Here is a 24,429-nt window from a genome sequence, read left to right as displayed (position 1 = left end):
AAGAGCCACACCCTACCCCTGGACGTGAAAATCTTCCCTGTCCGTGTGGCTTACCGCTGTGTCGAGGAGCGACTTGCACGCCCACGTCGATGAGCTGGCAAGACGCCGCTACAAGAAATAGGTGCGACCACGAGGCCGCAGCTCACGCCTTGATCAATTGTGTCCGAGGGGGGACTTGACCCCCCACGCGTTGCACCGATGCAACATGTGCATCGAGTGTTCATGTGCTAAATCCTACCCTCTTCCGTCCGCAAGGCGTCCCCCAGCGGGTGGACACCTTGAGTACGGCACCTGTTGACGCAGGTCCTGGACGTTTCTAAGTGTGACGCTTGAGGCCCCGCGCGGGAACCCAGTTCGAGGTCGGCACGCTGGGGGCCGGCCGGGTGGCGATCGTCGAGGTCGGGCCGGGCAACCTCGATGCTGCCCTGGTCGCCACAAGCGCGATCGCGCTGTTCCGGCCGGAGGCGGTCCTCTTCGTCGGCGTCGCCGGTGCCCTTGACGACAAGCTCGAGCTTGGTGCGGTGGTCGTCGCGACGCGCGTTTTCGCCGTCCATGGCGGCAAGGAGCAGGACGACCGGTTTCGCGCACGGCCGCGTTGTTTCGACGCTGACCACGAGTTGCTCCAACGAGCCCCGTTTCGTCGCGCGAGACTTCCAACGGCTCCCGGGCAGGCCAGCGGTCCACTTCATACCGATCGCTGCCGGCGAGGTCGTGCTCAACTCCCGCACGAGACCCTTGGCCCAGCAGCTCAGCGAGCACTACAACGATGCCGCCGCGATCGAGATGGAAAGCGCCGGAATGGCGTGGGCCGGCCACGTCGGCCGAGTCCGAGTGCTCACCGTCCGCATCCTCACCGAACACGATTCGCCAGCCGGCGGGGACCTCCGCGAAGGTCGGCCACAAAGAATGCTGTCCCTCGTCGTTGACCAGCACAAAGTAGGGCGCGTCGTCGTTCTCGAACGGGTTCGGCATGGTGAACACCTCGCAGTCGGGCGGATCTGTCCTGCCGAGAGTCCTTCGCGTGCCTATAGCGAATCTATGGTCGTGGGCGCCGGCTATCGCAGCTCAATCGCGCAGGAACGCCAGGACGGCTAGCACACGGCGGTGTCCGTCCGTCGTGGTCGGCAGGTCGAGCTTCCCGAAGATGTTGCCGATGTGCTTGTTAACCGCCGCGTCGCTGATGTGCAGCAGAGCGCCGATGGTGGCGTTGGAGCGCCCCTCGGCCATCAGGGCCAGCACCTCGCGCTCGCGTCCGGACAGCGTGCGCAGCGGATCGTGGCGACGGCCGAGGAGTTGCCGCACGACGTCCGGGTCCACCACCGTCTCACCCGCGACGACCCGGTCGATCGCGGCCATAAAGTTCACCACCGCGGAGATCCTGTCCTTCAGCAGGTATCCGACGCCCACGCCCTCGTCCGAGTCCAGCAATTGGGTCGCGTAGGACTGATCGACGAACTGGCTGAGCACCAGCACCGGAAGGCCCGGCAACTCCTTGCGTAGCCGGATCGCTGCTCGCAGCCCGTCGTTGCCGTGCCCCGGCGGCATGCGCACGTCGGTAATGAGGATGTCCGGCCGCGTTTTCGTTACAGACGCCACGAGCGTGTCGGCGTCGGCGACCGCGTCGACGACCTCGTGACCGAAGCGCTCCATGATGCCCACCAGCCCCTCCCTGAGCAGGGAGGAGTCCTCAGCGAGCGTTACCCGGAGCGGCATGGGATCTCCACTAGCAGAAGAGTCGGACCGCCCACCGGACTGGACAGTCGCATGCGTCCGTTCACCACGGCCAGTCGGTCCGCGAGACCGCTCAGCCCGGTCCCGGCCCCCACATCCGCGCCGCCGACGCCGTCGTCCCAGATCTCCAACGTCAACTGGTCTGCGTGGTAGCGGCTGATGATCTTAGCGGTCCTCGCCTGGCTGTGCTTGACGATGTTGGCCATGGCCTCCGTGACGACGAAGTACGCTGCCGACTCGACCTTCGGGGGCAGCCGGCCCGAGGTCTGCAGGTCGACGGTGACCGGCAGCGGGCACCGGCTGACCGCCTCCTCGATCGCCGCTGCCAAACCGTTGTCGGTCAGCACGCGGGGACTCAGCCCGCGTACGAGGTTGCGCAGCTCGGTGAGGGAGAGCGTGAGCTGCTCCTGTGCTGCGAGCAGCTGCCGGTATAGTGACGAGCCCTCGGGAACATCCAGCAGTATGGTCCCCAGCGACATGTTCAGCGAGACGAGACGTTGCTGAGCGCCGTCGTGCAGATCCCGCTCAATGCGCGCCCGCTCGGCATCGAAAGCGTCCAGCAGCCGCGCCCGGGACATGCTGACTTCCTTGAGCTGTGCCGCGACCTCCTCGTGGCGGGGAGCGAGGATGACGCGGGTCAGTGCCGCCCGCGCGCCAGCCCAGGCCGTGATCGAATACGGCGCGGCGGCGATCAGCATGACGCCCAGCACCGCCCAGGGCCACGTCACCGGATCATTGAACGGCGCCGAGATGCAGAACGCGGGGAGAACGAAAGCCAGCCCCAGGACCCCGGCGTCCAGCCACAGCAGCGCGGTCGCCGCCATCAGCGTGAACGTGAACTCCCGCCATGTGGCCGGTTCGCTCAGCCGAGTCCGCAACCACTGCCACAGGCCGCCGCCGGACGTACGGTGTGGCTCCGGGGTGACGTCGAGGTCGACCAGCCGTAGACGCCAGCGTTCCAGTCGAGCCACCGGAAGGCCGATCAGCAGCCCGAGCAGCAGCAGAGCGGCGCCGACGGCGAACGTAAGCGACGCGATGCCGAGGAACCCGATCGCGACGATGGCCGCGAACGTCGTTGCGCCTGCCAGGACGCCGGACAGCAGGTACAACAGGGCGCGCCATGGCCATACCGAGGTCAGGAAGCGAAACGGCTCTCGCGCCATAGCCTGCAGCGCGGTTCGCGGGCGCCAGACATCGCTGCCGGGCACGGTACCCTCCTTCCCGGATTGGGACGACTTGGACACGGCAACCGTATGTCATGCCTGCGACGGTGCGCGGTAGTGCAGGCTCTACCTCGAAAAGTAGAGTCGCGATCAATGCGGCGAAACGCCCCGGTGCGATGAGATTCCGTCATGACGACGACCAGGCACGCATCCACCACGACAGCGGTGCAACTCCTCGGTGTCCGGAAGGTATACGGCAGCGGCGATCACACGGTGACGGCCCTCAACCGGGTGTCCGTCGGCTTCCCGACCGGCACCTTCACCGCGATCATGGGGCCTTCCGGCTCCGGTAAGTCCACGCTGCTCCACTGTGCGGCCGGCCTCGACAGACCCACCGAGGGACAGATCTTCGTCGCGGACAAGGACGTCGGAGCCATGGACGAGGGCGAGCGGACGATTCTGCGGCGCGAGCACATCGGATTCGTCTTTCAGGCGTTCAACCTGGTGGCCTCGCTGACCGCCGCGCAGAACGTAGAGCTCCCGCTCCGCTTCGCCGGCCGGCGCGTCGATCGCACCGACGTGCTCGAGGCGCTCGCCGAGGTGGGGTTGGGGGAGCGGTCGGGTCACCGGCCCAGTGAGCTCTCCGGCGGCCAGCAACAGCGGGTCGCGCTCGCCCGCGCGCTGATCACCCGTCCGGACGTACTGTTCGCCGACGAGCCGACCGGCGCCCTCGACACCAGCACCTCGCGGGAGGTGCTGACGCTTCTGCGCCGTCTGGTCGACGACAAGAACCAGACCACCATCATGGTCACGCATGACCCGGTAGCCGCCTCGTACGCCGACGTCGTCGTCTTCCTCAAGGACGGGCAGTTGGCCGACCGGGTCGCACTCAAGCCGGTCGACCCGTCCAACCCGGCTCTGATCGCCGCGCAGATGGCACGGCTGGAGGCGTGATGTTGGTCCTTGCGAACGTCCGGCAGCGGTGGCGCACTTTCGTCGCCACCTTTCTCGCCGTCGTCGTCGGCGTCGGCCTGATCGCCGTCACGCTGGTGACCTACGACTCGGCCCGGCCCCGGGTCCAGCCCCGGCTGGCCGGCACCCCGGCACTGGTCATCCCGCCGCAGGCCGTCGACGTCGACGGCAGTCCCGAGGACCGGATTCCCTGGTCCGACACGGACGCTGCCACCTTGACGCAGCGGCTCACCGCGATCCCCGGCGTGGAGCACGTGATCGTGGACCGGGCGTTCTACGCGCAGGCCTTCGTCGACAACCGCCCGGTGCTCGACGATGGCGCGCTGGAGGCCGGCCACGGCTGGTCAAGCACCCTGCTTGCGCCATACTCGCTGACGGCCGGCGCACAGCCGCGGGCCGCGAACGAGGTGGCGGTCGACGCCGCGCTCGGCGTCAAGCCCGGCTCCAAGCTCTCGATCAACCTGAGCGACGGCCGACACGACTTCACGGTGTCGGGCGTGATCGACGGCCCCGGCTTCTTCTTCACCGACGACGTCGCCACCCAGCGCGACCCGGGCGTACGCGCCATCGGGTTGCTCCCGGCCCGCGACGCTTCGATCGACACCATCGTCTCGCAGGCCCGCCGGGCGTCCGACACGAACGCGACCGTGGTAACCGGTGACGACCGTGGCGAACTCGAACCGGAGTTCATCGCGCACAAGCGGTTTCTCGGTACCCAGCTCATCGCGGCGATGGCGCTCCTGGGCCTGTTCGTCACGGTATTCGTGGTCGCCGCGACCCTGGTGCTCGCCACGACCCAGCGGCGCCGGGAGATCGGCCTGCTGCGGACCATCGGTGCCGAACCCCGGCAGGTACGCCGCATGATTCTCGGCGAGGCGGCCGTCATCGGTGCGCTCGGATCGGTCGCCGGCTGCCTGCTGGGCCTCGCCGCGGCCCCGCTCATGCGAGCGATCCTCATGCACCTCGACGTGGCTCCACCGGACTTCTCCATCACCGTGTCAGCCTGGCCGCTGCTGACCGCCGCTGCGGTGGGAACCGGTGTAGCGGTCGTCGGTGCCTGGGCCGCGAGCCGGACCGCGTCCCGGGTAGTGCCGCTGGAGGCGCTGCAGGACGCCGAGGTCGAGAAGACGGTGATCGGCCGGGCCCGGCTGATCACCGGCCTGGTGGCGCTCGGCGCAGGTGTGCTGCTTGCCCTGCTGACCGCGGTCACCGGATCCGACAACCGGATCAACACTGCCATGGTCGCCGCGATGACGTTCATCGTCGCCGCCGCGCTGCTCGCCCCTGTCGTCATCGGCCCGGCGGTACGGCTGCTCACCGCGCCGTTCGCCCGCCGCTCCACCGGCGCCGGACCGATGCTCGTCCGGGCGGAGATCCTCAACGCGACCCGGCGCGCCGCGTCCACCGCCGCACCGATCATCGCCGCCGTCGGGTTCGCGGTCCTGATCAGCGGCATGGTCGAGACGATGGGGAGCGCCTACCCCGCGGGCGAGACCAAGAAGCTCGCCGGCCAAGTCCTCATCGACACCGACGGTACCCCGGGGCTCAGCGACGACATCGTGGCGGAGAACCCGGTCGGCAAGGCGCTAGTGGTCACCCGCGTCTTCGTGCCTGGCAACGGCGGCAAGACCACGGTCGTGGAGGCCCTCGGCTCGCGCGATCCGCAGTGGTCCTCGGACCCGCGGACAGCGGTCCTCGGCGCCACCATGGCGAAGTCCCTCGGCGTCACCCCCGGCCAGACCGTGCCCGTCCGCTTCGTCGACGGCCGCCTCGAGGACATCCGCATCGCACAGGTCCTGCCCGACGACCCCGCCCGCGGTGCCTTCGTCATGGCCCGCGCAACGGTGCGGAAGCACGACTCCAGCGCGCTCACCGACACCATCTTCATCCCGGCAGGCGACGCACCCAGCCAGGTCAGCCCCGGAGCGGCGCTGCACGATGCGCAAACCTACGCGCTGGCCGACTACAACACCGATGCGCGCCTGACGAACAGCCTCGCCGCCATGCTCATCGCCGTCGCCGTGGGCTACAGCGGACTGGCCGTTGCCAACAGCATGGCCATGTCAGCGTTCGGGCGTCGCACCGACTTCACGGTCATGAAATCGGCGGGTGGCACCCTCCGGCAACTGCTGTCGTTCGTGCTGGCAGAGACCGTCCTGGTGGTGCTCGTCGGCGTGGGCCTCGGCCTGCTGGTGACGCTGCCGCCGCTGGTCGGACTGGCAGCCGGCCTCTCGCAGGTCACCGGTACATCGGTCACCCCGCACCTCAACGGCGCGGTCGTGTCCGCAGCCATTCTCGGCCCCCTGGCCATGGCCGCCGCGGCCAGCGGAACCGTCACCTGGAACGTCATCCGACCGCGACCCGCTTGAGCCGGGCGGAACCGGTGCCGGCCGGTTCCGCTGCCGAGCCCGGGGACGGTGCACCCCCGTCGCTGTCCCCGGGGCGTCATGCCGCCATAAGGAAGAGCGCCACGGAAGCCGCACAGCTATAGAAATCACGTAGCCCCCAGCGGTCTGCTGTTCGCGGACAAGAACCTGGGAGGAATCACGTGTCTATCGGCGATCTGCGGTCGTCCACTCGGTGGCTGACGACCGCCAGCGCGCTGGCCGCCGACGGCTGCTGGAGACGGTTGGGGAGCGGCGGTGGGTCGGTCAGGCGGATGACGCGGCGGACCTTGCATTTGCCTTTAACTCATGGTTGCGACCGAGTATCTGGCTTCAGTTGATTGCGGCGATCGGTGCGCGGCTCGATGCAGGGTGTGGATGACGGCCACGTCCTCCTTCCGTTTGTCAGCCGGGCTCCGTAACGGCACCACCCGGGAGACGTACGTGCGCTGGTCCCTGGTCTCCTCTGCTCGGCCGTCATGGCCGGGCTCCGTTGCGGCGCCTCCAAGACGGTCGGGGCGCCGGCCCTGACAGCCGAGCAGAGTTCCGCGCCCTGCCCGTAGCGGCAGGGGCGCCCGCATGGTGTCCGTCGCCCAACTCGGCCTCTTCCCGGCCGTCAGGGCCCCGCGGGCAGAATCAGGTGCGTAACGATCCCGATGGGCGCCCCGTGGTGAACGCGGTCCGGGTTCGGCGGCTAGTCTGCCCGTCCCGGGGGCTGCCGCCGGACGTTCCGCGAGCAGTTGCCCGGAGTCCTGCAGCGATACCAGCGGCGCACGGCCCACTTGGCCAGGCAGGTCCAGGCTGTGTTCAACAAGCTGGCGGGCCGGGCAGGGGGCACGGTTACCGGCGAAACTCGCGGTAGGCCCGCATACACCTCGCTGACCCGCCGCAGTTGACGCGTCGCGCGGCTCAGGCGGCGGGGAGCGGCAGGGCGACGACCGGGTACCGGTCGGCTAGCTGTCTGGCGGTGCCCGGCCGGCCGAAGTGCCAGCCCTGACCGTAGTGCACACCGAGAGCAAGTAAGGTCGCGGCGTCGGTGGCGGTCTCGACCCCCTCGGCCACCACGCGGGCGGAACAGCCACGGCCGAATTCGACCAGTGACCGGACCAGGGTGGTGAGGATCGGGTCGGTGCTGACCCCATCGATGAGGCTGCGGTCCAGCTTGATCACGTCGGGGGTGGTGAGGACGATGTGGCGCAGAGACGAAAAGCCCGCGCCGACGTCGTCGATCGCCAGCCGCATCCCGCGGGCCCGAAGCGGCGCTAAGGCGGCGGTCAGGGCGGCGTAGTCGTCGACCGGGTCGTGCTCGGACAGCTCCAGCAGGACACGCTCCAGCGGCAACCGGGACAGCAGGGCGGCGCACTCGGCGGTGAGCAGCGTGCCGGGGGAGACGTTCATCGCCACGCGGTACCTAGAAGGTCGGCGATCTGCCGGCCGACGTCCGTACGCTGCTTCGCCATGCCCGCCCCTCGGCTGGCACCGACCGAGCCTGATCGGTCGCACCCAATCCGCAACGCGCCACAGCGCAGCGACCAGTGCATCGCGGGCCGGTGACGTCGGCGGCGGTCAACGCGACGTCGATCAGATTCTGTGCCTCCCGGTCATTCGTGGCGGTGATGAAGTCGCCGCCACGAAGGCTCAGCAGCAGCCAGCCCTGGAAGCGCGGCGCCCGCTGGTATCAGCAGGCCTGTCGCATGGATGATCCGGGGGGTGTTGTCGCCGGGCCGGGTGGCGCCGACGGACCGCTGATAGGGACACGGCCACCCGCACCGTTGGGGTAGGTCTCTTCGTAACGTGGCTGCCGGCAGTCGACGCCTGACTGACGACCGAGGAAGAACGTCGCGGGGAGGCGATGTGCACGGCGATTACCAGTGTTCCTCGGACTCGATGTCGGCAAGGACGGCCACCACGCCGTCGCGTTGGCACCGGACGGCAAGCGGCTGCACGACGCAGCGCTGGTCAACACCGAGGCCAGGCTGCGGCAGGTGTTCGACAAGCTCGCCCGCCACGGCACGGTGCTTGTTGTGGTCGGCCAACCCGCGTCGATCGGCGCGCTGCCGGTGGCGGTCGCCCGGGCGTGTGGGCACCAGGTCGCCTACCTGCCCGGCTTAGCGATGCGCCGGATCGCGGACCTGCACCCCGGCAACGCTAAGACTGACGCCCGTGACGCCTATGTCATCGCGGACGCTGCCCGGACCCTGCCGCACACGCTGCGCCGCGTCGACGCCGGAGACGACACCCTCGTCGAGCTGGAAGTCCTGGTCGGTTACGACGACGACCTCGCCGGCGAAGCGACCCGCGTCGCTAATCGCATTCGCGGCCTGCTCACGCAGATCCACCCCGCCCTTGAACGTGTCCTCGGGCCGACGGTCCAGCACAAGGCCGTCCTGGAGCTGCTGTCACGTTGTGGCGGCCCGTCCGGGCTGCGCAAGGCCGACCGCCGCAAGGCAGGCGAGTCGCCGCCGTCGGCGTCGGCGAGCGGGTCCACCACTGCGGGAGGTCCGGGGGTGGCGAGGTGGCGTTGCAGGTCGCGCCACGGCATGTCGGGGTTGTTGGTGAATCCCATCGCTGGCGCTTTAGCCGAACCGGCCGACGAGCTGCCACTGGCCGCCGGCGAGCATCAGCAGCAGCGCGGTCCCGTCCTGCACGACGGCCTGCATCCATACGCCGCGGCGCCCGGGCGTCGGTGTCCCACCAGCGGTCGATGACCGGCCACGGCCCTCGCCACCACACGACCGGCACGGTCCGGTCGCCCGTCTGCACGGCAGCCGGTGGCGCCGACATGTTCAGCCGCGCCCCAACCGTGACGAGTTCACCGGCGGCGTCGAGCAGCCGCACCGCGGTCGCGGGCATGCTCACCGCCGGGTATGGGGCGGGCAGCACCCCGGGCCACGGCCCGTCCGGGCGGGCGCCGACGCGCTCGTCACCGAACGGCACCAACGTGACCTGCGCTTCGGGTGTGCGGCCACCCGACTGGACGCCGACCAGCACTGCCTCCGGCCTCAACAAGCCTTGGACGCGGTGCATCGCGCGGTGTGCTCGGTCCCGGTCGGCGCCCGGCTCACCCCACAATTGGTTTGCAGTCCGGCCTGCCGCAGGACACCGTGCGGGGTGAGCCTGAGGGTGGTGATGGGGGCGGCGAGCCGTCGCCGGGTGAGCCACCCGTCGAGCTGCCAGCGGGTCCGGTCGGCGATCGCCTGGACGGTGAGCAGGCCGTCGTGGCGCCGTACCCGGGAGAGCTCCTGGCCGTCGGTCGTGGTCGCGGCGATCTCCAGGCGGGTACATGCCAGCCCGTGGGCGGTCAGCTTCTCGTGCAGCTGCACCGCCAGCACCCGGGCGGTCACTCGTCGTTTGGGCTGCTCCAAAGTGTGCCGGTCGACGTACTCGAGGCGGACAAGAGCTTCGTAGGCACCATCACCATGGCAGGTCGGCATGCGGTCATTGCTCAGGCCCTCATCCAGGTCGCCGAGGGGTTGGGCCTCACAGCCGTGGCCCGAGGGCGTGGAGACCGCTGAGCAGGCGGCAGAACTCGAACGCATGGGATACCGGCTGGCTCAAGGCTACTTCTTCGGAAATCCGTACCGGAAACGGACTTCAGCGTCAATATTTTACAGAATCGAACAAGTCGAACTTGTGTGACGACTGGACCCGAGTCGTAGACGGATCATGGCCTCCGGCCGTGGAGTGGAGCTGTCGAGGAACCGCCCACGCCTGCGCTTGGCGCGCCTGATGGTGGACGGGTGTGGGCCGATCACGCAGGCAGCTCGTGGATATCAGGTGTCGTGGGGCACCGCGAGACGTTTCGCGCGCCCGGGCCGACGCCATGAACGACCGATCGTCACGCCCGCACTACAGTCCCCGCCCCGCCGCGTCATTGCTGCACGGGATCGTGCACTTTCGGTGGAAGCGCGGGCCTGGATAGATCGGCCGATGCCCGGGCGCGCTGGTCTGACCGCGCACGCGAGTCCTCAGGGGCGATTCGCTGTCGCTTCGTCAGCTGCCCAACGCTCAGCGAGGCAACCGCCTCAAGGAGGCGTACCGCGCGGCTCGACACTTCCTCGCAGCGGGGTTGCCGGTCATCGTCGACCCGGCAACCTCGGATGAGCGGGTAGACCCCAGGGGCAGAAAGTCATGCCGGACCGAGCGATCGAGCAGTCCCCGTCGGGGACGATCGAAGAGATGACGGGCGGGTGTCCGGATAATCCAGGAAGCCGCATTGTCAGGCATCGGTGGGGTGTATCCGATGCGTCCCGGGCGAATAAGGCTGATGCGTCCACAGTGGTATCACAATCGACGTACACGCCCGATCTTGCCTGTCCGAACGGGCGTCGACAACCCGACCGGCCGCGTCTTTGATCTAGCCATTTGGATCTAGCAATGCCTTGCGGAGCTGTCGTAGGGTTCCGGCAGCACCCCGAAAGATGCACTTGACGGGCTGATTGCGCCCTCATTGACGCTGGGCGGTGGGCAGTAGTGACAATGGATTGTCCAACGAAGAATGCTGCGGTACTGGACCCGTCCTGGGTCGACGAGGTGCTGCTCGCCGGGCCCGCGGCCGACATCTGTCTGCGCCTCCCGGAGCCGGTCGACCGCAGCACCCTGCGTCACCTGATCGGCGCGGCGCAGACCCGCCTGACCGCCGCTGGGCTACGTGCCGGTGGTGCTGCGGCGCTGCGGCTGCCCCCCTCCCTGGCGTACGTGGTGAACCTGCTCGCCACCTGGCGCCTCGGCGCCCAGGCGGTCCTGCTCGACCACCGCCTCACCGACCACGAGGTCGACCGGGCGCTGGCGCGCCTCACCCCGCAGGTGGTCGTCGCGCCGGTGCGCAGCGGCGGTGGCGCATTGCGCGTCTTCGTCGAGGTGACCGAGGGCGTCGTCCCCTTCTCCGCGCACCCGGCCGTCAGCGGACACGCGGTCATCCAACTCAGCTCCGGCTCCACCGGTCCGTCCAAAGTGATCGGGCGTACCGCCGCGGACCTGATCGCCGAGGTGCGCCGCTACACCCGTATCGACGGAGTCGCCCTGCCGGGCGAGCGGATCATTCTGCTGCCTTCCATGGTGCACGTGCTGGGCCTGGTCGGTGGCCTGCTCTACGGGCTGCACGCCGGAGTCGAGCTGGTCGGACCGGAGCGGCTCGTCGGCGACGCCGTCCTCGCCTCGATCCGCGCGCAGAACACCCCGGCAACCGTGCTCGGCGTCCCGTTCCATATCGGACTGCTTGCCTCCTGCCGTGCCGACGGTCCACTCCCGCAGCTCATCCGGATGACCACGGGCGGGGAACTGGTGCCGGCGGCGACCGTGCAGGCCTTCACCGACCGCTTCGGCGTCCCGTTGGGCAACATGTACGGAATGACCGAGGTCGGGGTGATCGGCACCGACCTGTACGGCCGGAACCGGCCCGCGGTCGTGCCGGCCCCCGGCATCGAGGTGCGCGTGGTCGGCGGCGAACTCCAGGTGAGCTGCCCCGCCTCGCCGTATGTCGGGCTCACCGACCCCGGCCGGTGGGCCGACGGCTGGCTGCACACCCGCGATGCCGGGATCGTCGACGCGGCCACCGGGCTTGTCACGATCAAGGGTCGGCTCGACTCGCAGGTCTCCGTCGGTGGGCTCAAGGTGGATCTCACCGAGGTCGAGGCGACCCTCACCGCGCTGCCCGGGGTCGCCGCCGCGGTGGTGGTTCAGGACGACGGCATTACCGCCTATGTGCAGCCCGACGGTCCGCTGTCGGAAGCGGCGCTGGAGGAGTTGCTGGCGGAACGGCTTGCCGGCTACAAACGTCCGCGTACCCTGCACCTGCTCGACCGACTGCCCCGGACCACCACCGGCAAGCTGGTGCGTGCCGTGCCCGTACTGCGGGCGGCGCTCCCATGACCGGCCCGTCGGGTGGACGGCCGCGCCTGCCCGGGCTACCGCAGGAGCACCGACACCTCGCCGGCCGGCGAGGCAACCGCAACGGCCAGGACCAGCCCCGGCGGACCCGCCGGATGCCCGACCTGGACGTGCGCCAGCCCGGGCACCGGGCGCAGCAGCGCGCGGGGCTTCCCGGGCACCGGCGCGAGGCGTCGGAGCCCACCGTCGCGCAGCCCTCGGCCGAGTGCCTTGCCGACCGCCTCCTTGGCCGTCCAGAGCAGCAGGAAACCGTCCGCCCGGTCGCTCTCGCGCAGGCTCCGCAGCCAGGTGACCTCCGACGGGGCGTACCAGCGGCGGGCCAGTGCCACGGCGGGCAACGGGCGGTGGCGCTCGACGTCCACCCCGACCGCCCCGGCCCGGCGGGCGGCGACCACCACCACGCCGTCGCCGTGGCTCACGCTCACCGCCAGCACGTCGGCCCCGGCCCGTACCCGGGGGCGGCCGTCCGGCGCGTGTCCGACCACGACGTCCCGTTCCGTCCGGCCGAGCAGCGCGGACCCCGCGCGCCGCAACAGCCGCCGTGCTGCCTCCGGCCGATCGCCGGAGCCACCGCTGATCCATACGTGCACGGTGTCCTGACCGGACACCGGTAGCTCGCCCATATAGAGAGGTTAAAGCCATGCGGGACGAGGTCCGTACCTTCGTCATCGAGCAGCTCGAAGATATGAACTACGACGTCGAGGAGATCGACGACGCGACCACCCTCGGTCCGTCCGGGGTCGATCTGGAGTCGCTGGCCTTGGCCGACCTGGCCGTGCGGGTCGAGGACCGCTACGGGGTGAAGTTCGCCGAGGAGGAGTCGGAGAAGCTCGCGCTGATGACCGTCGGAGAGTTCACCACCATGGTCGCCGCCCGGGTCGCCGGGTCGACCAGCGGCAGCCGCTGATGTCCGGGCAGTCCGACCTGGACCGAGCTGACCTGGTGGGCATGCTCGCCGAACTGACCGCGAAGCCGGTCGACCAGGTGCCGCACCGGATCGGTTCGTTGGAACTCGCGTGGCTCGTACACCTGGTGGAGCAACGCTACGGACGGCGGATGGAGTTCACCGACGACCAACTCGCCGGGGTCCGCACCGTCGATGACGCCCTGACGGTGTTCCGTGGCTCGCTCACCAGTCCCGCGGATGGGTGAGCGGGAGCCCGTACCGATCTCCGGAATGCACGCGGTCAGCGCCCTGGGCCGGGGCACCGACGCGCAGCTCGCCGGTGCGCTCCGGGGAGCGCCGGCGTTTCGGCCGGTACGCCGCTTCGACACCACCGGTCGCCGGGTGACCGTCGCGGCGACCCTGCCCGATGTCGGGACGCTGCCCGACGAACTGGCCGTCGCGATCGACGCCGCCTGCCGGTCCGCCGGCCTGACCTCCGTCCAGCGTGCGGAGTCGGCGCTGCTGCTGGCCACCCACGGTGGCCCGTCGTCCCAACCTGGCGCGTTCCGTGCCGACCGGCTAGTCCGCACGGGGACAGCTCCGACCGCGGACCGCGGCCGGATCACGGTCACCGGCGGCTCGACCCGAGGCCCCGGTGACGGCGTCGGACCCGCCGGCCGACCGGCGCCCGAACTCGTCGCGCGCCTGGCCCGGCGGTGCGGGCTCGGCAGTCCGACGAGGACCTATGCCAGCGCGTGCGTCTCGGCGAGCACGGCGGTCGCCGACGCCGCCGCCATGATCCGGCGGGGCGACCGGGAACGGGTCGTGGTGGCCGCCGGCTACCTCGTCGAGCCGGACCAGTTTGCGCTCTTCGACGCCGGCCGGGCGCTGGCCGTCGACGGGGCGGTCCGCCCGTTCAGCGTCGGACGCACCGGCCTGCTGCTCGGCGACGGCGTGGCCGCGCTGGTGCTGGAGTCCACGGTCGCGACCCGGAGCCGCGGAGTCGAGCCGGTCGCGACCCTGTACGGCTGGGGGCGGGCCGGAGACGCGTACCACCCGTGCCGGCCGGATCCGGCCGGACGCGGGTTGGCGCGGGCGATCGGGGCGGCACTGGGCCGTGCCGGACTGCCGGCCGAGGCGGTGGGCTACGTCAACGCCAACGCCACCGGCACCGGGTTCAGCGACGCCTCTGAGGCGGCGGGGCTGCGGCTGGCCCTCGGCGACCGGGCCGACCGGATCCCGGTCAGCTCCACCAAGTCGCTGCACGGACACGCGCTGGAGGCATCCGGCCTGCTCGAACTGGTGGTCACCGTGCTTGCTCTACGGCACGGCAAGCTGCCGGTCAACGCCGGCTGGCTCGGACCCGACGCGGCCTGCCCGTTGGACGTGGTCACCGGCGCGCCCCGTCCGGTCGCCAGCCCGTACGCGCTCAGCCTCAACGCGGCCTTCGGCGGCGCGAACACCGCCCTGCTTTTGGGCGCGCCGTGAACGCGCAGGCGGCGACGCCCGGGGTGCTGGCCGAGGCGCGTTGGCCCGAACCCGGCGACGGTGCGCCGCCGCCGCTGCCCGGGTTCGTGCACTCGACGTTTCATCCGCTGGCGGCGGCGGTCGCCGAGCGGTGCCTCACCCGCCGGTACGGCGAGCGTCCCGCACCGCCGCAGGTGCGCTGTGCGGTGGTGCTGGCCAGCGTGGCGGGGGACCGGCCCAGCGCCGAGCACGTCCGCGCCACGGTCGACGCCGGCGGCCGGATCGGACCGCTGTTCTTCTTCCAGTCGGTGTCGAACAGCGTGGCCGGGCACATCGCGGCGCGCTGGGGGCTGCACGGCCCGGTGGTGTGCCTGAGCACCACGGAGGACCTGCGGGCCGATGCCACCGCCGCGGCGGAACTGCTGCTGTACGACGGCGACGCCGACGAGGCGCTGCTGGTCCTGATCGAACAGGCATCCGACGGGACCCCCACCGGGGCGGTCGCGATGCTGATGGGGGGAGGAACAGGTTCATGAGGACCAAGGGACTCCGCGGGGCGCTCGCGGCTGACACCGAGATCGGCGCCGGCAACGTGCTCGCCCGGGTGCTGGCGCACGGGGCGGATCCGCAGGGACCGGGATTGACCTTCGACACGGCCGTCGACGGTCACCCGGCCGAACAGCCGCTGACCCTGGGTCAGCTCGACGAGCGGATCGCCGCGCGGGCCGCATGGCTGCACGAGCGGGGCGTTCGCCCCCGCGACCCGGTGGCGGTCTGGGCGACCGGCGCCGCCGACATGGTGCTGAGTTTCCTGGCCCTGGCCCGCCTCGGCGCGGTCCCGGCGCTGATGAACGGCAAGCTGCGCCCGGAGATCGCCGCCGAGTACATCCGCCGACTGCGGGCCGTCGGGGTGCTCGCCGACGCCGCGCACGCCGATCTGCTCGGCGGTCACGACCTGGGCGCGCCGCTGCTCGGCCGGCCCGCCGAGGCCGGCGGTGGCGACCCGGCCGCCGCCCCCGCGCACTACCGTCACCACGACGACGATCCGGTCGTCGTCACCCACACCTCCGGGACGACCGGCGTGCCCAAGGCGGTGCTGCACTCGCACGCCAGTCTTTTCGCCGCCACCCGGCATCTGCTGTCCATGCCGCAGGCTCAGGGAACCGGTCGCATCCTCAGCGCGCTGCCCGCCCCGCACACCGCGACGGTGCTGATGGTCAACCAGGCGCTGGGCAACCGGGCGGAGATGTTCCTGTTGTCCGAGCAGGGCGGTGAGCGCGTGCTCGACGCCATCCAGCGGTGGCGTCCGGACGGGGTGTTCGGCTTCTCCGTCACCTGGGCGGAGCTGGCCCGCTTCGACCTGTCCGGGTACGACCTTGCCTCGGTGCGGCTGTGGTTCAACACCGGTGACTGCTCGCACGAGCCGCACGTGCGCCGGCTGGTCGCGGTCGGTTCCCGCGACGTGATGACCCGCGCCGGAGTGACCCGGGTGCGCGGCTCGGTCTTCATCGACGGGCTCGGTTCCAGCGAGATGGGGCACTCGATGTTCCACGTCACGCACACCACCGACTCCGACCGGTACGGCCGGTGCGTGGGCCGCCCGTACGAGTTCGCCAGGGTCGCCGTGCTCGATCCGGACGGCAACGAGCTTCCCCCGGGGCAGGTGGGGTGGCTCGGTATCGACTCCCCGTCGTTGTTCCGCGGCTACTGGAACGACTCGCTCACCACCTACCGCTCCCGGCTGCGCGGCTGGTACCTCACCGGCGACCTGGTCCGCGCCGACGCGGATGGCCGCTACTACCATCTGGACCGGGCGGTCGACTCGGTCGACGCCGGGGACGGCCGGTGGTTCTTCACCGCGTTGTCGGAGGAGCGGATCCTCGCCTCCTGTCCGGATGTCACCGACTGCACCGTGGTCATCGTCCGTGCGGGCGACACGGTGGTCACCGACGTCCTGCTGGAACTGGCCGCCGGCGCCGACCCGGAGCGGAACCGTGACCCGGCGGTACGCGCGGCGCTCGGCCCGGACCTCGGGGCGACCCTGCGCCGGGTGCTGCCGGTGCGAGCCGACGACATCCCGGTCACCGTCACCGGCAAGGTCCGAAAGGTGGCGCTGCGCGAGCGCTACCTGAGCGAGGCCCCGTCGTGACCGCGGTCATCACGGGGATGGGCCTGTTCAGCCCGGTCGGGCGGGGCCCGGCGGCCACCTTCGATGCGGTGACCGGCGGCAGGTCGGGGCTGGTCCGCCCGCCCGAGGGGCATCCCGCGCGGGAGTCGCTGGAGGTCGCCGGCATGCTGCCGGCGATCGACCCCCGTACGGTCGCCTCCGGCCCGGAGACCCGGGTGCTGGACCGGGTCGTGGTGCTGGCGCTGCTCGCCGCCGCCGACGCGCTCGCGGACGCCGGCATCGAGGTCGGCCGGGACGTCGACCCACGACGGATCGGGGTGATCGTCGGCGGGGTGGGCGGCATGTCCACCCTGGAGGCGCAGGTGATCGCCCGGGCCGAGCGGGGGCGGGCGGCGGTCAGCCCGTACCTGTTGACCGGGATCCTGCCGAACATGCCGGCCGCGCGGATCGCCATCACCCACGGCATCCGCGGCTACAGCTCGTCGGTCGGTACAGCCTGCGCCTCCGGCGCCCAGGCGGTCGCCGACGCGGTCCGGCTGATCCGCGCCGGCGAGGCCGACGTGGTGCTCTGTGGGGCCAGCGAGGCACCGCTGTTCGCGACCTTCGCCGACACCTTCGGCAACGCCCGGGCCCTCGCCCGCGGGTGGGCCGACCCGACCGAGGCCAGCCGGCCGTTCGACCGCCGGCGCAACGGGTTCGTCCTGGCCGAGGGGGCGGCGCTGCTGGTGCTGGAACGCGCCGAACACGCGGCCGCGCGTGGGGTCACCGGCTACGCGGAGATCATCGGGTACGGGGCGACGACCGACGCGTACCACCTGACCGCGCCCCGCCCCGACGGCGTGGCAGCGGCCGAGTGCATGCGGCGGGCGCTGTCCGCCGGGGGAGTGGCGGCCGGCGACGTCGGTTACGTCAACGCCCACGGCACCGGCACCCGACTCGGGGACGTCGCGGAGACGACTGCGCTGGCCGCGGTCTTCGGCGCCGACGGGGTGCCGGTCAGCTCCACCAAGGCGCTCACCGGGCACCTGCTCGGCGCGTCCGGGGTGGTGGAGGCGGCGGCCTGTGCGCTGGCGCTCGGCGCGGGCGTGCTGCCCCCGACGTACCACCTCGACGACCCGGACCCGCAATGCCCGGCGGACCACATCCGAGGTCAGGCCCGGCCGAGCGGCACCGAGTTCGCACTGACCAATTCGTTCGGCTTCGGCGGTCAGAACGTCAGCCTCCTGCTGCGGCGCGTTGCCGCGCCGCGCGCGCGGGCGGTCGGGGCGCCCGGCTGATCGACGCTCCACCCTGGGCGGCACGCGCCCGGGCAGCGGTTACGGGGAACAAGGAAGGGCCCAGATAGATGGACATACATGGCATAGACCACATCGAACTGTACGTGGGGGACGCGCGACAGTCCGCCTTCTACTTCGGCACGGCCGTCGGTTTCCACCTGCGTGGACAGGGGGGCCCGGAGACCGGGCTCGACGGGCAGCGCTCCCTGCTGTTGACCCAGGGTGACATCCGGATGGTGCTCACCACGGGGCTCAGTGCCGCGCATCCCGCCACCGAGTACGTGCGCCGGCACGGCGACGGCGTCGCCGTGGTCGCCCTGGAGGTCGGTGACGCCGCCGGCGCGTACGCGGAGCTGGTGTCCCGGGGCGCGACCGGGCTGAGCGCGCCGCGTACCTGGACCGGCGCGGCCGCCGAGGTGGTGACCGCGGAGGTCGGCGGCTTCGGCGACGTGGTGCACCGCCTCGTCGAACGCCGCGGTGACCGGTCGGTGTTCCTGCCCGGGGCGGTGGAGCCGATCCCACCGGCGCGAACCGGGTCCGGTGCCGGGCAGCAGTTGGTGTGCGACATCGACCATCTGGCGGTCTGTGTGCCGCCCGGTCAACTCGCCGACACCGTGGCCCTCTACGCGCGGGTCTTCGGCTTCCGGGAGATCTTCACCGAACACATCGAGGTCGCCGGGCAGGCGATGAACTCGACGGTGGTGCAGAGCCGCTCCGAACGGGTCACCCTGGTGCTGTTGGAACCGGACACGTCGCGCCGGCCCGGGCAGATCGACGCTTTCCTCACCGAGCACCACGGCGCCGGCGTGCAGCACCTGGGGCTGCGCACCGACGACATCGTCACCGCGGTCGGTGCGCTCAGCGAGCGCGGGGTGCGCTTCGCCGGGACCCCGGCCACCTACTACGACGATCTGGAACGACGCGTCGGTGCGATCGCCGCGCCGCTGGACCGGCTCCGCGAGCTGGGCATCCTGGTCGACCACGACCATGGTGGCCAGTTGCTGCAGATCTTCACCGAGTCGATGCACGTGCGACGCACCCTCTTCCTCGAACTCATCGAGCGGCGCGGGGCGCGCACCTTCGGCAGCGGCAACATCAAGGCCCTCTACGAGGCCAAGGAACGGGAGCTGGCCGCGGCGGGGGCGACCCCCGCCGTCGCGGCCGGCACGGCTCAAGGAGTTGGGGTATGACCACCACCCATCCGACACTGACCGCCGAGGAGCGGGCGCTGCTGCCCTCCGACGAGGATGTGCGCTTCTACGCCGCGCACGGCTGGTATCTGTCGAAGAAGCTGTTCACCGACGACGAGGTGGACGCGCTCACCGCGGCCACCGACCGCTACTACGACGGCGAACGCGATCGCACCCTGCCCGTACGGCCAACGAAACTGGCTTACTGGGAGCCGGCCAAGGGGTCGGTGCAGCGGCACAACGACTACGTCCACTACGAACACTCCGCGATCGGCGCGATCCTGCGCAAGCCGTTGCTCGGGGCGGTCGCCGCCCGATTGGCCCGCGCCGCGGAGATTCGCATCTTCCAATCGACGCTGATCTACAAGCCGCCGATCGCCGGCGAGCCGTCGAACATCGTGCCCTGGCACTTCGACAAGCACTACTGGGCGTCCTCCTCGTCCGAGGACATGCTCACCGCGTTCATCCCGTTCCACGACTGTGACGTGGAGATGGGCACCATCACCATGGTCGACGGATCGCACCGCTGGTCGGAGATCGGCGCGGACGACACCGTGGTGCGGCACTTCGCCGAGCGCGACCGGGGCCAGCTGGAGGAGATGCTGGCCGAGAACGCGGCCCACAACGGCGCGGAGATCCGCAAGATTCCGATGGTGATCCCCAAGGGACACCTGAGCTTCCACCACTGCCGCACCTACCACGGCAGCGGCGCCAACGTGAGCGCGCGGCCCCGACGTGCCATCTCGCTGCACCTGCAGGACGGTGCGAACGCCTGGCGCGAGTTCCCGCTTTCGGACGGTACGCACGCGACCTACAACCACGACGTCCTGGTCCGCCGCACCGACGACGGACGGCCGGACTACGCCGACCCCGATTACTGCCCGATCATCTGGCGCGAGCCTGCCCCGCAAGGAGGCTGAACATGTCACGGTACGACTGGGGTAAGACGCACCCGGGAATCGAACGGCTGGAGCGGGCGGTGACCGACCGCCGCGACGTGGTCGTCAAGCACCCCCTCTACGCCGACCTCGACACCCACGAGGCGCTGGTGACCTTCATGGAGCACCACGTCTTCGCGGTGAAGGAGGGACGACACACGTGACCGACGCCGACCCGGTCCGGCTCTACCGCATGGTACGGCTGATCCGTCGCTTCGAGGAGCGGGCCATCGAGCTGGTCCGGGCCCGGACGATCGTCGGCGGCATCCACCCGTACCTCGGTCAGGAGGGGATCGCCGCCGGGGTGTGCGCCGCGCTGCGGGGGACGGACCTGGTCACCGGCACCCATCGCGGGCACGGACATGTCCTCGCGAAGGGTGCCGACCCAGCCCGGATGATGGCCGAGCTGTGTGGGCGGGAAACCGGCCTCAACCGGGGCCGGGGCGGGTCGATGCACGCCGCCGACTTCTCGGTCGGGGTGCTCGGCGCCAACGCCATCGTCGGCGCGGCCGGGGCGATCCTCACCGGAGCGGTGTGGGCGCGCCGGCAGCGCGGCGAGGACGTCGTCGGGGCGAGCTTCTTCGGCGACGGCGCGGTCAACGAAGGCATGCTGCTGGAGGCGTTCAACCTGGCCGCGCTCTGGCGGGTGCCGGTGCTGTTCGTCTGCGAGAACAACGGTTACGCCACCACCATGCCCGTCGACGGCGCGGTCGCGGGGACCATCACCGGCCGCGCCGAGGCCTTCGGCATCCCGGCCGTCGTGGTCGACGGCCAGGACCCGCAGCGGGTGTGCGTGGCGGCGGCCGCCGCCGTGGATCGGATGCGCGCCGGCGGCGGACCCGAGCTGATCGAGGCGCGTACCTACCGTTTCGACGCGCACCACACCTTCGAGCACGAGGTACGCCTCGACTACCGCCCGCCCGAGGAGGTGGCTGCCGGACGCTCCCGGGACCCGGTCGACATCCAGGGCGGCCGGCTGTCCGACGCCGAGCGGGCAGCCGTCGACGCCGAGGTGGAGTCCACCCTCGACGCCGCAGTCGCGTTCGCGCTGGCCAGCCCCGAGCCGGATCCGGCCGGGGCGCTCGATTATCTGTACGCCAGTGGGCTGACCGCCCGCCCGGGAGGTGCCTGATGCCCCGGCTGTCGTACCGGCGGGCGCTCACCCGGGCGCTCGCCGACGAACTCGCCCGCGACGAGCGGGTCTTCCTGCTCGGCGAGGATGTCCGGGTGGGCGCCTCGCACGTGACCGCAGGACTGTTCGCACGCTTCGGATCGGACCGGGTGCGGGACACACCGCTGTCGGAACAGGCGTTCACCAGCTTCGCGACCGGGGCGGCGCTGGCGGGCATGCGTCCGGTGGTGGAGTTCCAGATCCCGTCGCTGCTCTTCCTGGTCTTCGAGCAGATCGTCAACCACGCGCACAAGTTCCCCCTGATGACCGGGGGCCAGTGTGCCGCCCCGGTCACCTACCTGGTGCCCGGCTCGGGCTCGCGTACCGGTTGGGCGGGGCAGCACTCCGACCACCCGTACGCGCTGTTCGCGCACGTCGGCATCGTCACCGCGGTGCCGGCGACGCCGACCGACGCGTACGGGTTGCTGGTCTCGGCGATCCGGCACGACGATCCGGTGGTGGTCTTCGCCCCGGCCGGCGCGCTGGACGTGCGGGAGGACGTCGACTTCGCCGAGCTGGGTCCGGTGCCGCTCGGCCGGGGCCTGGTCCGTCGCCGTGGTGACGATGTCACGGTGGTCGCCGTCGGGCACCTGGTGCACGACGCGCTCGCCGTCGCCGAGGAGCTGGCCGGGCAGGTGTCGGTGGAGGTGTTCGACCCGCGCACGCTGTACCCGTTCGACCTCGACGGGTTGTGCGCATCGGTGGCCAGGACCGGGCGGCTGGTGGTGGTCGACGACTCCAACCGGTCCTGCGGCGTCGCCGCCGAGATCATCGCCAGCGTCGTGGAACGGCTGCCGTTGGCTGCCCCACCCCGCCGGGTCACCCGCCCGGACGGTGCGGTGCTCCCGTTCGCCCCTGGGCTGGACCGGGCCGTGCAGCCCGGCCGGGCCGCCCTCACGACCGCCATCCACCTCGTCACCAAGGACGGAACATGATCGATGTGAAATACCCGTGGCCGCCGGCCGGGCAGGCGTGGCAGAGCTTGCCCGAGCCGGTCCGGCGGGCGATGGTCGACGCCGGCGCGCGAGAGTCGGAACGGATCTTCCACGGGCGCGCGACGTACAACCCACGGTGGCGGCTGGCCCGGCCGCCGGTGCTGACCGCCGACTCGTTCCGGGAACTCAACGAGGTCTGCGACCGGATCGCTCAGCTCATCCTGGACGCCTGCCGGCGGCGGGCCGAGACGGCGGGGGAGCTGCGGGCGCTGCTCGGCGTGCCACCGGGCGACACCCGGCTGCTCGACGAGCAGGAGCCACTGACCGAGGCGCTGCTGGCGGCGTACCGCCCGGATGTGCTGATCTCCGGCGGCGAGCCGAAGATCGTCGAGTACAACATCGACAGCAGTCTGGGTGGGGGTTTCGACGCCGACACGGTCATCGAGCGGTTCGCCGCGCTGTACCGGCAGCGCGGCCTGCTCGACGGGATCTCGGCTCGACCCGCACCCTCCCTCCTGGACCGACGTTTCCTGGCAATCCGTGACGAGCTGGGGCTGGCCAATGGGGCCCGAGTAGCCCTGCTGATGGATTTCGATGCCGACTATCCGGGCCTGGACGACCCCGCCGCCTTCATCCGGATCCTGTCGCCGCTGATCCCGCGGGCCGCCCGGTTCGGCATCGACCTGGTCATCGCGCCGGTCGCCACGGCCCGGCTGGACGACGCGAAGCGGTTGGTGGTGGACGGTGCGCCGGTGGACGCGCTGTTCCGGCTCTTCGTGCCCAACCGGGTCACCCCGAGCGCCGGCCTGGACGCGGTGTCCGGGGCGTTGACGGCCGGGACTCTGCCGATGTTCGTCAGCGCCGCCGCCTGGCTGCTCGGCAACAAGATCAACTTTTCCTGGCTGTACGAGGACATCGACCAGCTTCCCGCCGACGATCAGGCGCTGATCCGTCGCTACGTCCCCTGCACCGCGGCGCTGACCGCCGCCGAGCTCGACCGGGCTCTCGCCGAGCAGGCACACCTGGTCGCCAAGCCGGCCGACGGTTCCGCCGGCCACGACGTGCTGATCGGCCCGGAGTTGAGCCCGGAGGCATGGGCCGATGGGGTGCGCGCGGCGATCGCCCGGGGCGGCGACATCCTGCAGGCGTACGTGCCAGCCGATCGGGTGGCGATGGACTTCGTGGAGATCGGGACCGGTGAGGTGGTCACCGACGACGTTCCGTACAGCATCGCCCCGTATCTGTTCGGCCGCACCGGCTCCGGCGCGCTGGCCCGGGTCGGCTACCCCGGCAGCGAGGGAGTGCTCAACCTGGCGCGCGGAGTCCTGCTCACCGGTGTCCTGCTCATCGACTGACCGATCCCGGCGGCGAGACCGGGCCGGGCACCTGACTCGCCGTCGGTGTCGTCCCGGTCCGCCACCCGGCCACGGTGCAGGGTGGGTGGGGCGCGGAGCCGCGCGCAGGGGTGAGGCGGGTGCGCCCGGGCCGGTCAGTGCCCGGCGAGATGCGCGCCGAGCCGGCGTACCGTCTCCGCGGCGGCGATGGCGTCGCTGCGGGCGCTGCCGTGCCGGCCGTCACCGCTGTAGAGCGTCGGATCGGCCACCGCCGGATGGTCGGTGAGGTGGACGTGCAGACAGCCGAGCCGGGCCGCCAGAGCCCGGGTGTGTGTGGACAGCAACCGCATTCGCTCGCCGAGTCCGGGCCGCACCGCGGGCGGCACCGCCGGGCTGTGCGAGACGTCGAACATCCCGACCGTGAGCACGTCCGCGCCCGCCTGCCGCAACGGTGTGATCATCGCGGCCACCTCGACGTCCACCTCCGCCGGTACGAACGACGTCCGGAAGGCGTCGTTGCCACCGCACACCACCAGCGCCAGGTCGGGGGCGAAGCCCAGAGCGTCGTCCAGTTGGCGCGCGCGTACCTCGTGCGCCCGCAGGCCGCGCCGGCCCAGGTTGAGATACGCCAGCGCGGGAGCGACCGCGCGCAGCTCGGCGGCGATCCGGTCGGCCCACTGCAGCTCGCTGTACCCGGCGACGGGTTCGCACAGCCCCTCGGCGACGCTGTCGCCGAGCACCACGAACCTGCGCCAGGGATGGCCGCCGAGCAGGTCGGCGCTCTCGCCGGCGCGTAGGCAGAACGGATCCGTCACTTCGCTCAGCGTCGATGGCATGTCGGAACGGTACCGGTCCTGCCGTCCGCCAGCCAGATGACCGGCGGACGTCGGGGACGCCCGATGGTGCAGCGCGGTCAGGGCGGGGGCGATCGGCGACGATGGGTAGTGCGGCCGGCCGCACCGGC

At 71.1% G+C, this 24,429-nt stretch carries 20 protein-coding genes and 6 pseudogenes; 19 read left to right on the top strand and 7 right to left on the bottom strand.

Translation table 11 applies throughout. The annotated features are described in order from the left end of the window. Positions 1 to 383: 383 nt before the first annotated feature. Positions 384 to 572: pseudogene (locus AB0M36_RS25400) on the top strand (purine phosphorylase); the annotation flags it as partial. Positions 573 to 846: 274 nt separating this feature from the next. Here AB0M36_RS25400 and AB0M36_RS25395 read toward each other — a convergent pair. The 3 genes and pseudogenes from AB0M36_RS25395 to AB0M36_RS25385 all read right to left on the bottom strand — a co-directional run. Then, positions 847 to 972: pseudogene (locus AB0M36_RS25395) on the bottom strand (MbtH family protein); the annotation flags it as partial. Between the two features lie 93 nt (positions 973 to 1,065). Beyond that, positions 1,066 to 1,713, bottom strand: coding sequence for a response regulator transcription factor (locus tag AB0M36_RS25390; protein WP_364161555.1), 648 nt, complete (start codon positions 1,711 to 1,713; stop codon positions 1,066 to 1,068). After that, entirely contained in the window at positions 1,698 to 2,894 is a 1,197-nt protein-coding gene (locus AB0M36_RS25385) for a sensor domain-containing protein (RefSeq protein WP_364161642.1), read from the bottom strand. Before AB0M36_RS25385 ends, AB0M36_RS25390 begins: the two co-directional genes overlap by 16 nt. A 225-nt stretch (positions 2,895 to 3,119) precedes the next feature. Between AB0M36_RS25385 and AB0M36_RS25380 the strand changes: the two genes are divergently transcribed. From AB0M36_RS25380 to AB0M36_RS25370, 3 genes and pseudogenes are all read left to right on the top strand, one after another. Then, positions 3,120 to 3,848 (top strand): ABC transporter ATP-binding protein, encoded by a 729-nt coding sequence (locus AB0M36_RS25380; protein ID WP_364161639.1) that lies wholly within the window; start codon positions 3,120 to 3,122, stop codon positions 3,846 to 3,848. Continuing rightward, entirely contained in the window at positions 3,848 to 6,235 is a 2,388-nt protein-coding gene (locus AB0M36_RS25375; RefSeq protein ID WP_364161553.1) for an FtsX-like permease family protein, read from the top strand. The genes AB0M36_RS25380 and AB0M36_RS25375 overlap by 1 nt, the downstream gene beginning before the upstream one ends. Before the next feature lie 670 nt (positions 6,236 to 6,905). After that, positions 6,906 to 7,083, top strand: a pseudogene (locus AB0M36_RS25370) (ISL3 family transposase); the annotation flags it as partial. Positions 7,084 to 7,159: 76 nt separating this feature from the next. On the opposite strand, the gene AB0M36_RS25365 reads toward AB0M36_RS25370, so the two are convergent. After that, the gene (locus AB0M36_RS25365) at positions 7,160 to 7,753 is read right to left on the bottom strand and encodes an EAL domain-containing protein (protein ID WP_364161551.1); all 594 of its coding nucleotides are present in this window, start codon (positions 7,751 to 7,753) and stop codon (positions 7,160 to 7,162) included. A gap of 368 nt (positions 7,754 to 8,121) precedes the next feature. Here AB0M36_RS25365 and AB0M36_RS25360 point away from each other — a divergent pair. Next, a pseudogene (locus AB0M36_RS25360) lies at positions 8,122 to 8,697 on the top strand (IS110 family transposase); the annotation flags it as partial. Positions 8,698 to 9,252: 555 nt separating this feature from the next. Here the strand turns inward: AB0M36_RS25360 and AB0M36_RS25355 are convergent. Next, a complete protein-coding gene (locus tag AB0M36_RS25355) occupies positions 9,253 to 9,573 on the bottom strand; it encodes a hypothetical protein (protein ID WP_364161549.1) in 321 nt (106 codons plus the stop codon). A 15-nt stretch (positions 9,574 to 9,588) separates the two neighbouring features. Here AB0M36_RS25355 and AB0M36_RS25350 point away from each other — a divergent pair. Further along, positions 9,589 to 9,889 (top strand): annotated as a pseudogene (locus AB0M36_RS25350) (EAL domain-containing protein); the annotation flags it as partial. Positions 9,890 to 10,729: 840 nt separating this feature from the next. Beyond that, positions 10,730 to 12,121 (top strand): AMP-binding protein, encoded by a 1,392-nt coding sequence (locus AB0M36_RS25345; protein ID WP_364161547.1) that lies wholly within the window; start codon positions 10,730 to 10,732, stop codon positions 12,119 to 12,121. 35 nt (positions 12,122 to 12,156) lie between these two features. Here AB0M36_RS25345 and AB0M36_RS25340 read toward each other — a convergent pair whose 3' ends face one another. Next, entirely contained in the window at positions 12,157 to 12,762 is a 606-nt protein-coding gene (locus AB0M36_RS25340) for a 4'-phosphopantetheinyl transferase superfamily protein (RefSeq protein ID WP_364161545.1), read from the bottom strand. Positions 12,763 to 12,779: 17 nt separating this feature from the next. On the opposite strand from AB0M36_RS25340, the gene AB0M36_RS25335 reads away from it, so the two are divergent. From AB0M36_RS25335 to AB0M36_RS25280, 12 genes and pseudogenes are all read left to right on the top strand, one after another. Continuing rightward, the gene (locus AB0M36_RS25335) at positions 12,780 to 13,046 is read left to right on the top strand and encodes an acyl carrier protein (RefSeq protein ID WP_364161543.1); all 267 of its coding nucleotides are present in this window, start codon (positions 12,780 to 12,782) and stop codon (positions 13,044 to 13,046) included. Then, positions 13,046 to 13,291: an acyl carrier protein gene (locus tag AB0M36_RS25330; RefSeq protein WP_364161541.1), complete on the top strand. Its 246-nt coding sequence runs from the start codon at positions 13,046 to 13,048 to the stop codon at positions 13,289 to 13,291. Before AB0M36_RS25335 ends, AB0M36_RS25330 begins: the two co-directional genes overlap by 1 nt. Then, positions 13,284 to 14,513: a beta-ketoacyl synthase N-terminal-like domain-containing protein gene (locus AB0M36_RS25325; RefSeq protein WP_364161539.1), complete on the top strand. Its 1,230-nt coding sequence runs from the start codon at positions 13,284 to 13,286 to the stop codon at positions 14,511 to 14,513. Before AB0M36_RS25330 ends, AB0M36_RS25325 begins: the two co-directional genes overlap by 8 nt. Beyond that, complete coding sequence (locus AB0M36_RS25320) at positions 14,510 to 15,028, top strand: beta-ketoacyl synthase chain length factor (protein WP_364161537.1); 519 nt, start codon at positions 14,510 to 14,512, stop codon at positions 15,026 to 15,028. The genes AB0M36_RS25325 and AB0M36_RS25320 overlap by 4 nt, the downstream gene beginning before the upstream one ends. Continuing rightward, complete coding sequence (locus AB0M36_RS25315) at positions 15,025 to 16,641, top strand: class I adenylate-forming enzyme family protein (protein ID WP_364161535.1); 1,617 nt, start codon at positions 15,025 to 15,027, stop codon at positions 16,639 to 16,641. The genes AB0M36_RS25320 and AB0M36_RS25315 overlap by 4 nt, the downstream gene beginning before the upstream one ends. After that, complete coding sequence (locus tag AB0M36_RS25310; RefSeq protein ID WP_364161533.1) at positions 16,638 to 17,897, top strand: beta-ketoacyl-[acyl-carrier-protein] synthase family protein; 1,260 nt, start codon at positions 16,638 to 16,640, stop codon at positions 17,895 to 17,897. Before AB0M36_RS25315 ends, AB0M36_RS25310 begins: the two co-directional genes overlap by 4 nt. 68 nt (positions 17,898 to 17,965) lie before the next feature. Next, the gene (hppD, locus tag AB0M36_RS25305) at positions 17,966 to 19,087 is read left to right on the top strand and encodes a 4-hydroxyphenylpyruvate dioxygenase (RefSeq protein ID WP_364161531.1); all 1,122 of its coding nucleotides are present in this window, start codon (positions 17,966 to 17,968) and stop codon (positions 19,085 to 19,087) included. Next, positions 19,084 to 20,007: a phytanoyl-CoA dioxygenase family protein gene (locus AB0M36_RS25300; RefSeq protein ID WP_364161529.1), complete on the top strand. Its 924-nt coding sequence runs from the start codon at positions 19,084 to 19,086 to the stop codon at positions 20,005 to 20,007. Before hppD ends, AB0M36_RS25300 begins: the two co-directional genes overlap by 4 nt. A gap of 2 nt (positions 20,008 to 20,009) precedes the next feature. Further along, a pseudogene (locus AB0M36_RS25295) lies at positions 20,010 to 20,168 on the top strand (DUF3050 domain-containing protein); the annotation flags it as partial. 17 nt (positions 20,169 to 20,185) lie between these two features. Beyond that, positions 20,186 to 21,157 (top strand): thiamine pyrophosphate-dependent dehydrogenase E1 component subunit alpha, encoded by a 972-nt coding sequence (locus AB0M36_RS25290; protein ID WP_364161527.1) that lies wholly within the window; start codon positions 20,186 to 20,188, stop codon positions 21,155 to 21,157. Next, positions 21,157 to 22,131, top strand: a complete 975-nt coding sequence (locus AB0M36_RS25285) for a transketolase C-terminal domain-containing protein (protein ID WP_364161525.1) — start codon at positions 21,157 to 21,159, stop codon at positions 22,129 to 22,131. The genes AB0M36_RS25290 and AB0M36_RS25285 overlap by 1 nt, the downstream gene beginning before the upstream one ends. Beyond that, positions 22,128 to 23,486, top strand: coding sequence for a hypothetical protein (locus AB0M36_RS25280; protein WP_364161523.1), 1,359 nt, complete (start codon positions 22,128 to 22,130; stop codon positions 23,484 to 23,486). Before AB0M36_RS25285 ends, AB0M36_RS25280 begins: the two co-directional genes overlap by 4 nt. Before the next feature lie 134 nt (positions 23,487 to 23,620). Here the strand turns inward: AB0M36_RS25280 and AB0M36_RS25275 are convergent, their stop codons facing one another. Beyond that, positions 23,621 to 24,301, bottom strand: coding sequence for an SGNH/GDSL hydrolase family protein (locus AB0M36_RS25275; protein ID WP_364161520.1), 681 nt, complete (start codon positions 24,299 to 24,301; stop codon positions 23,621 to 23,623). Positions 24,302 to 24,429 lie beyond the last annotated feature (128 nt).

The organism is Actinoplanes sp. NPDC051346 (assembly GCF_040682215.1).
Taxonomy (GTDB): Bacteria; Actinomycetota; Actinomycetes; order Mycobacteriales; family Micromonosporaceae; genus Actinoplanes.
The sequence above is the reverse complement of the archived record's forward strand: the minus strand, read 5'-3'. Positions and strand labels throughout refer to the sequence as shown.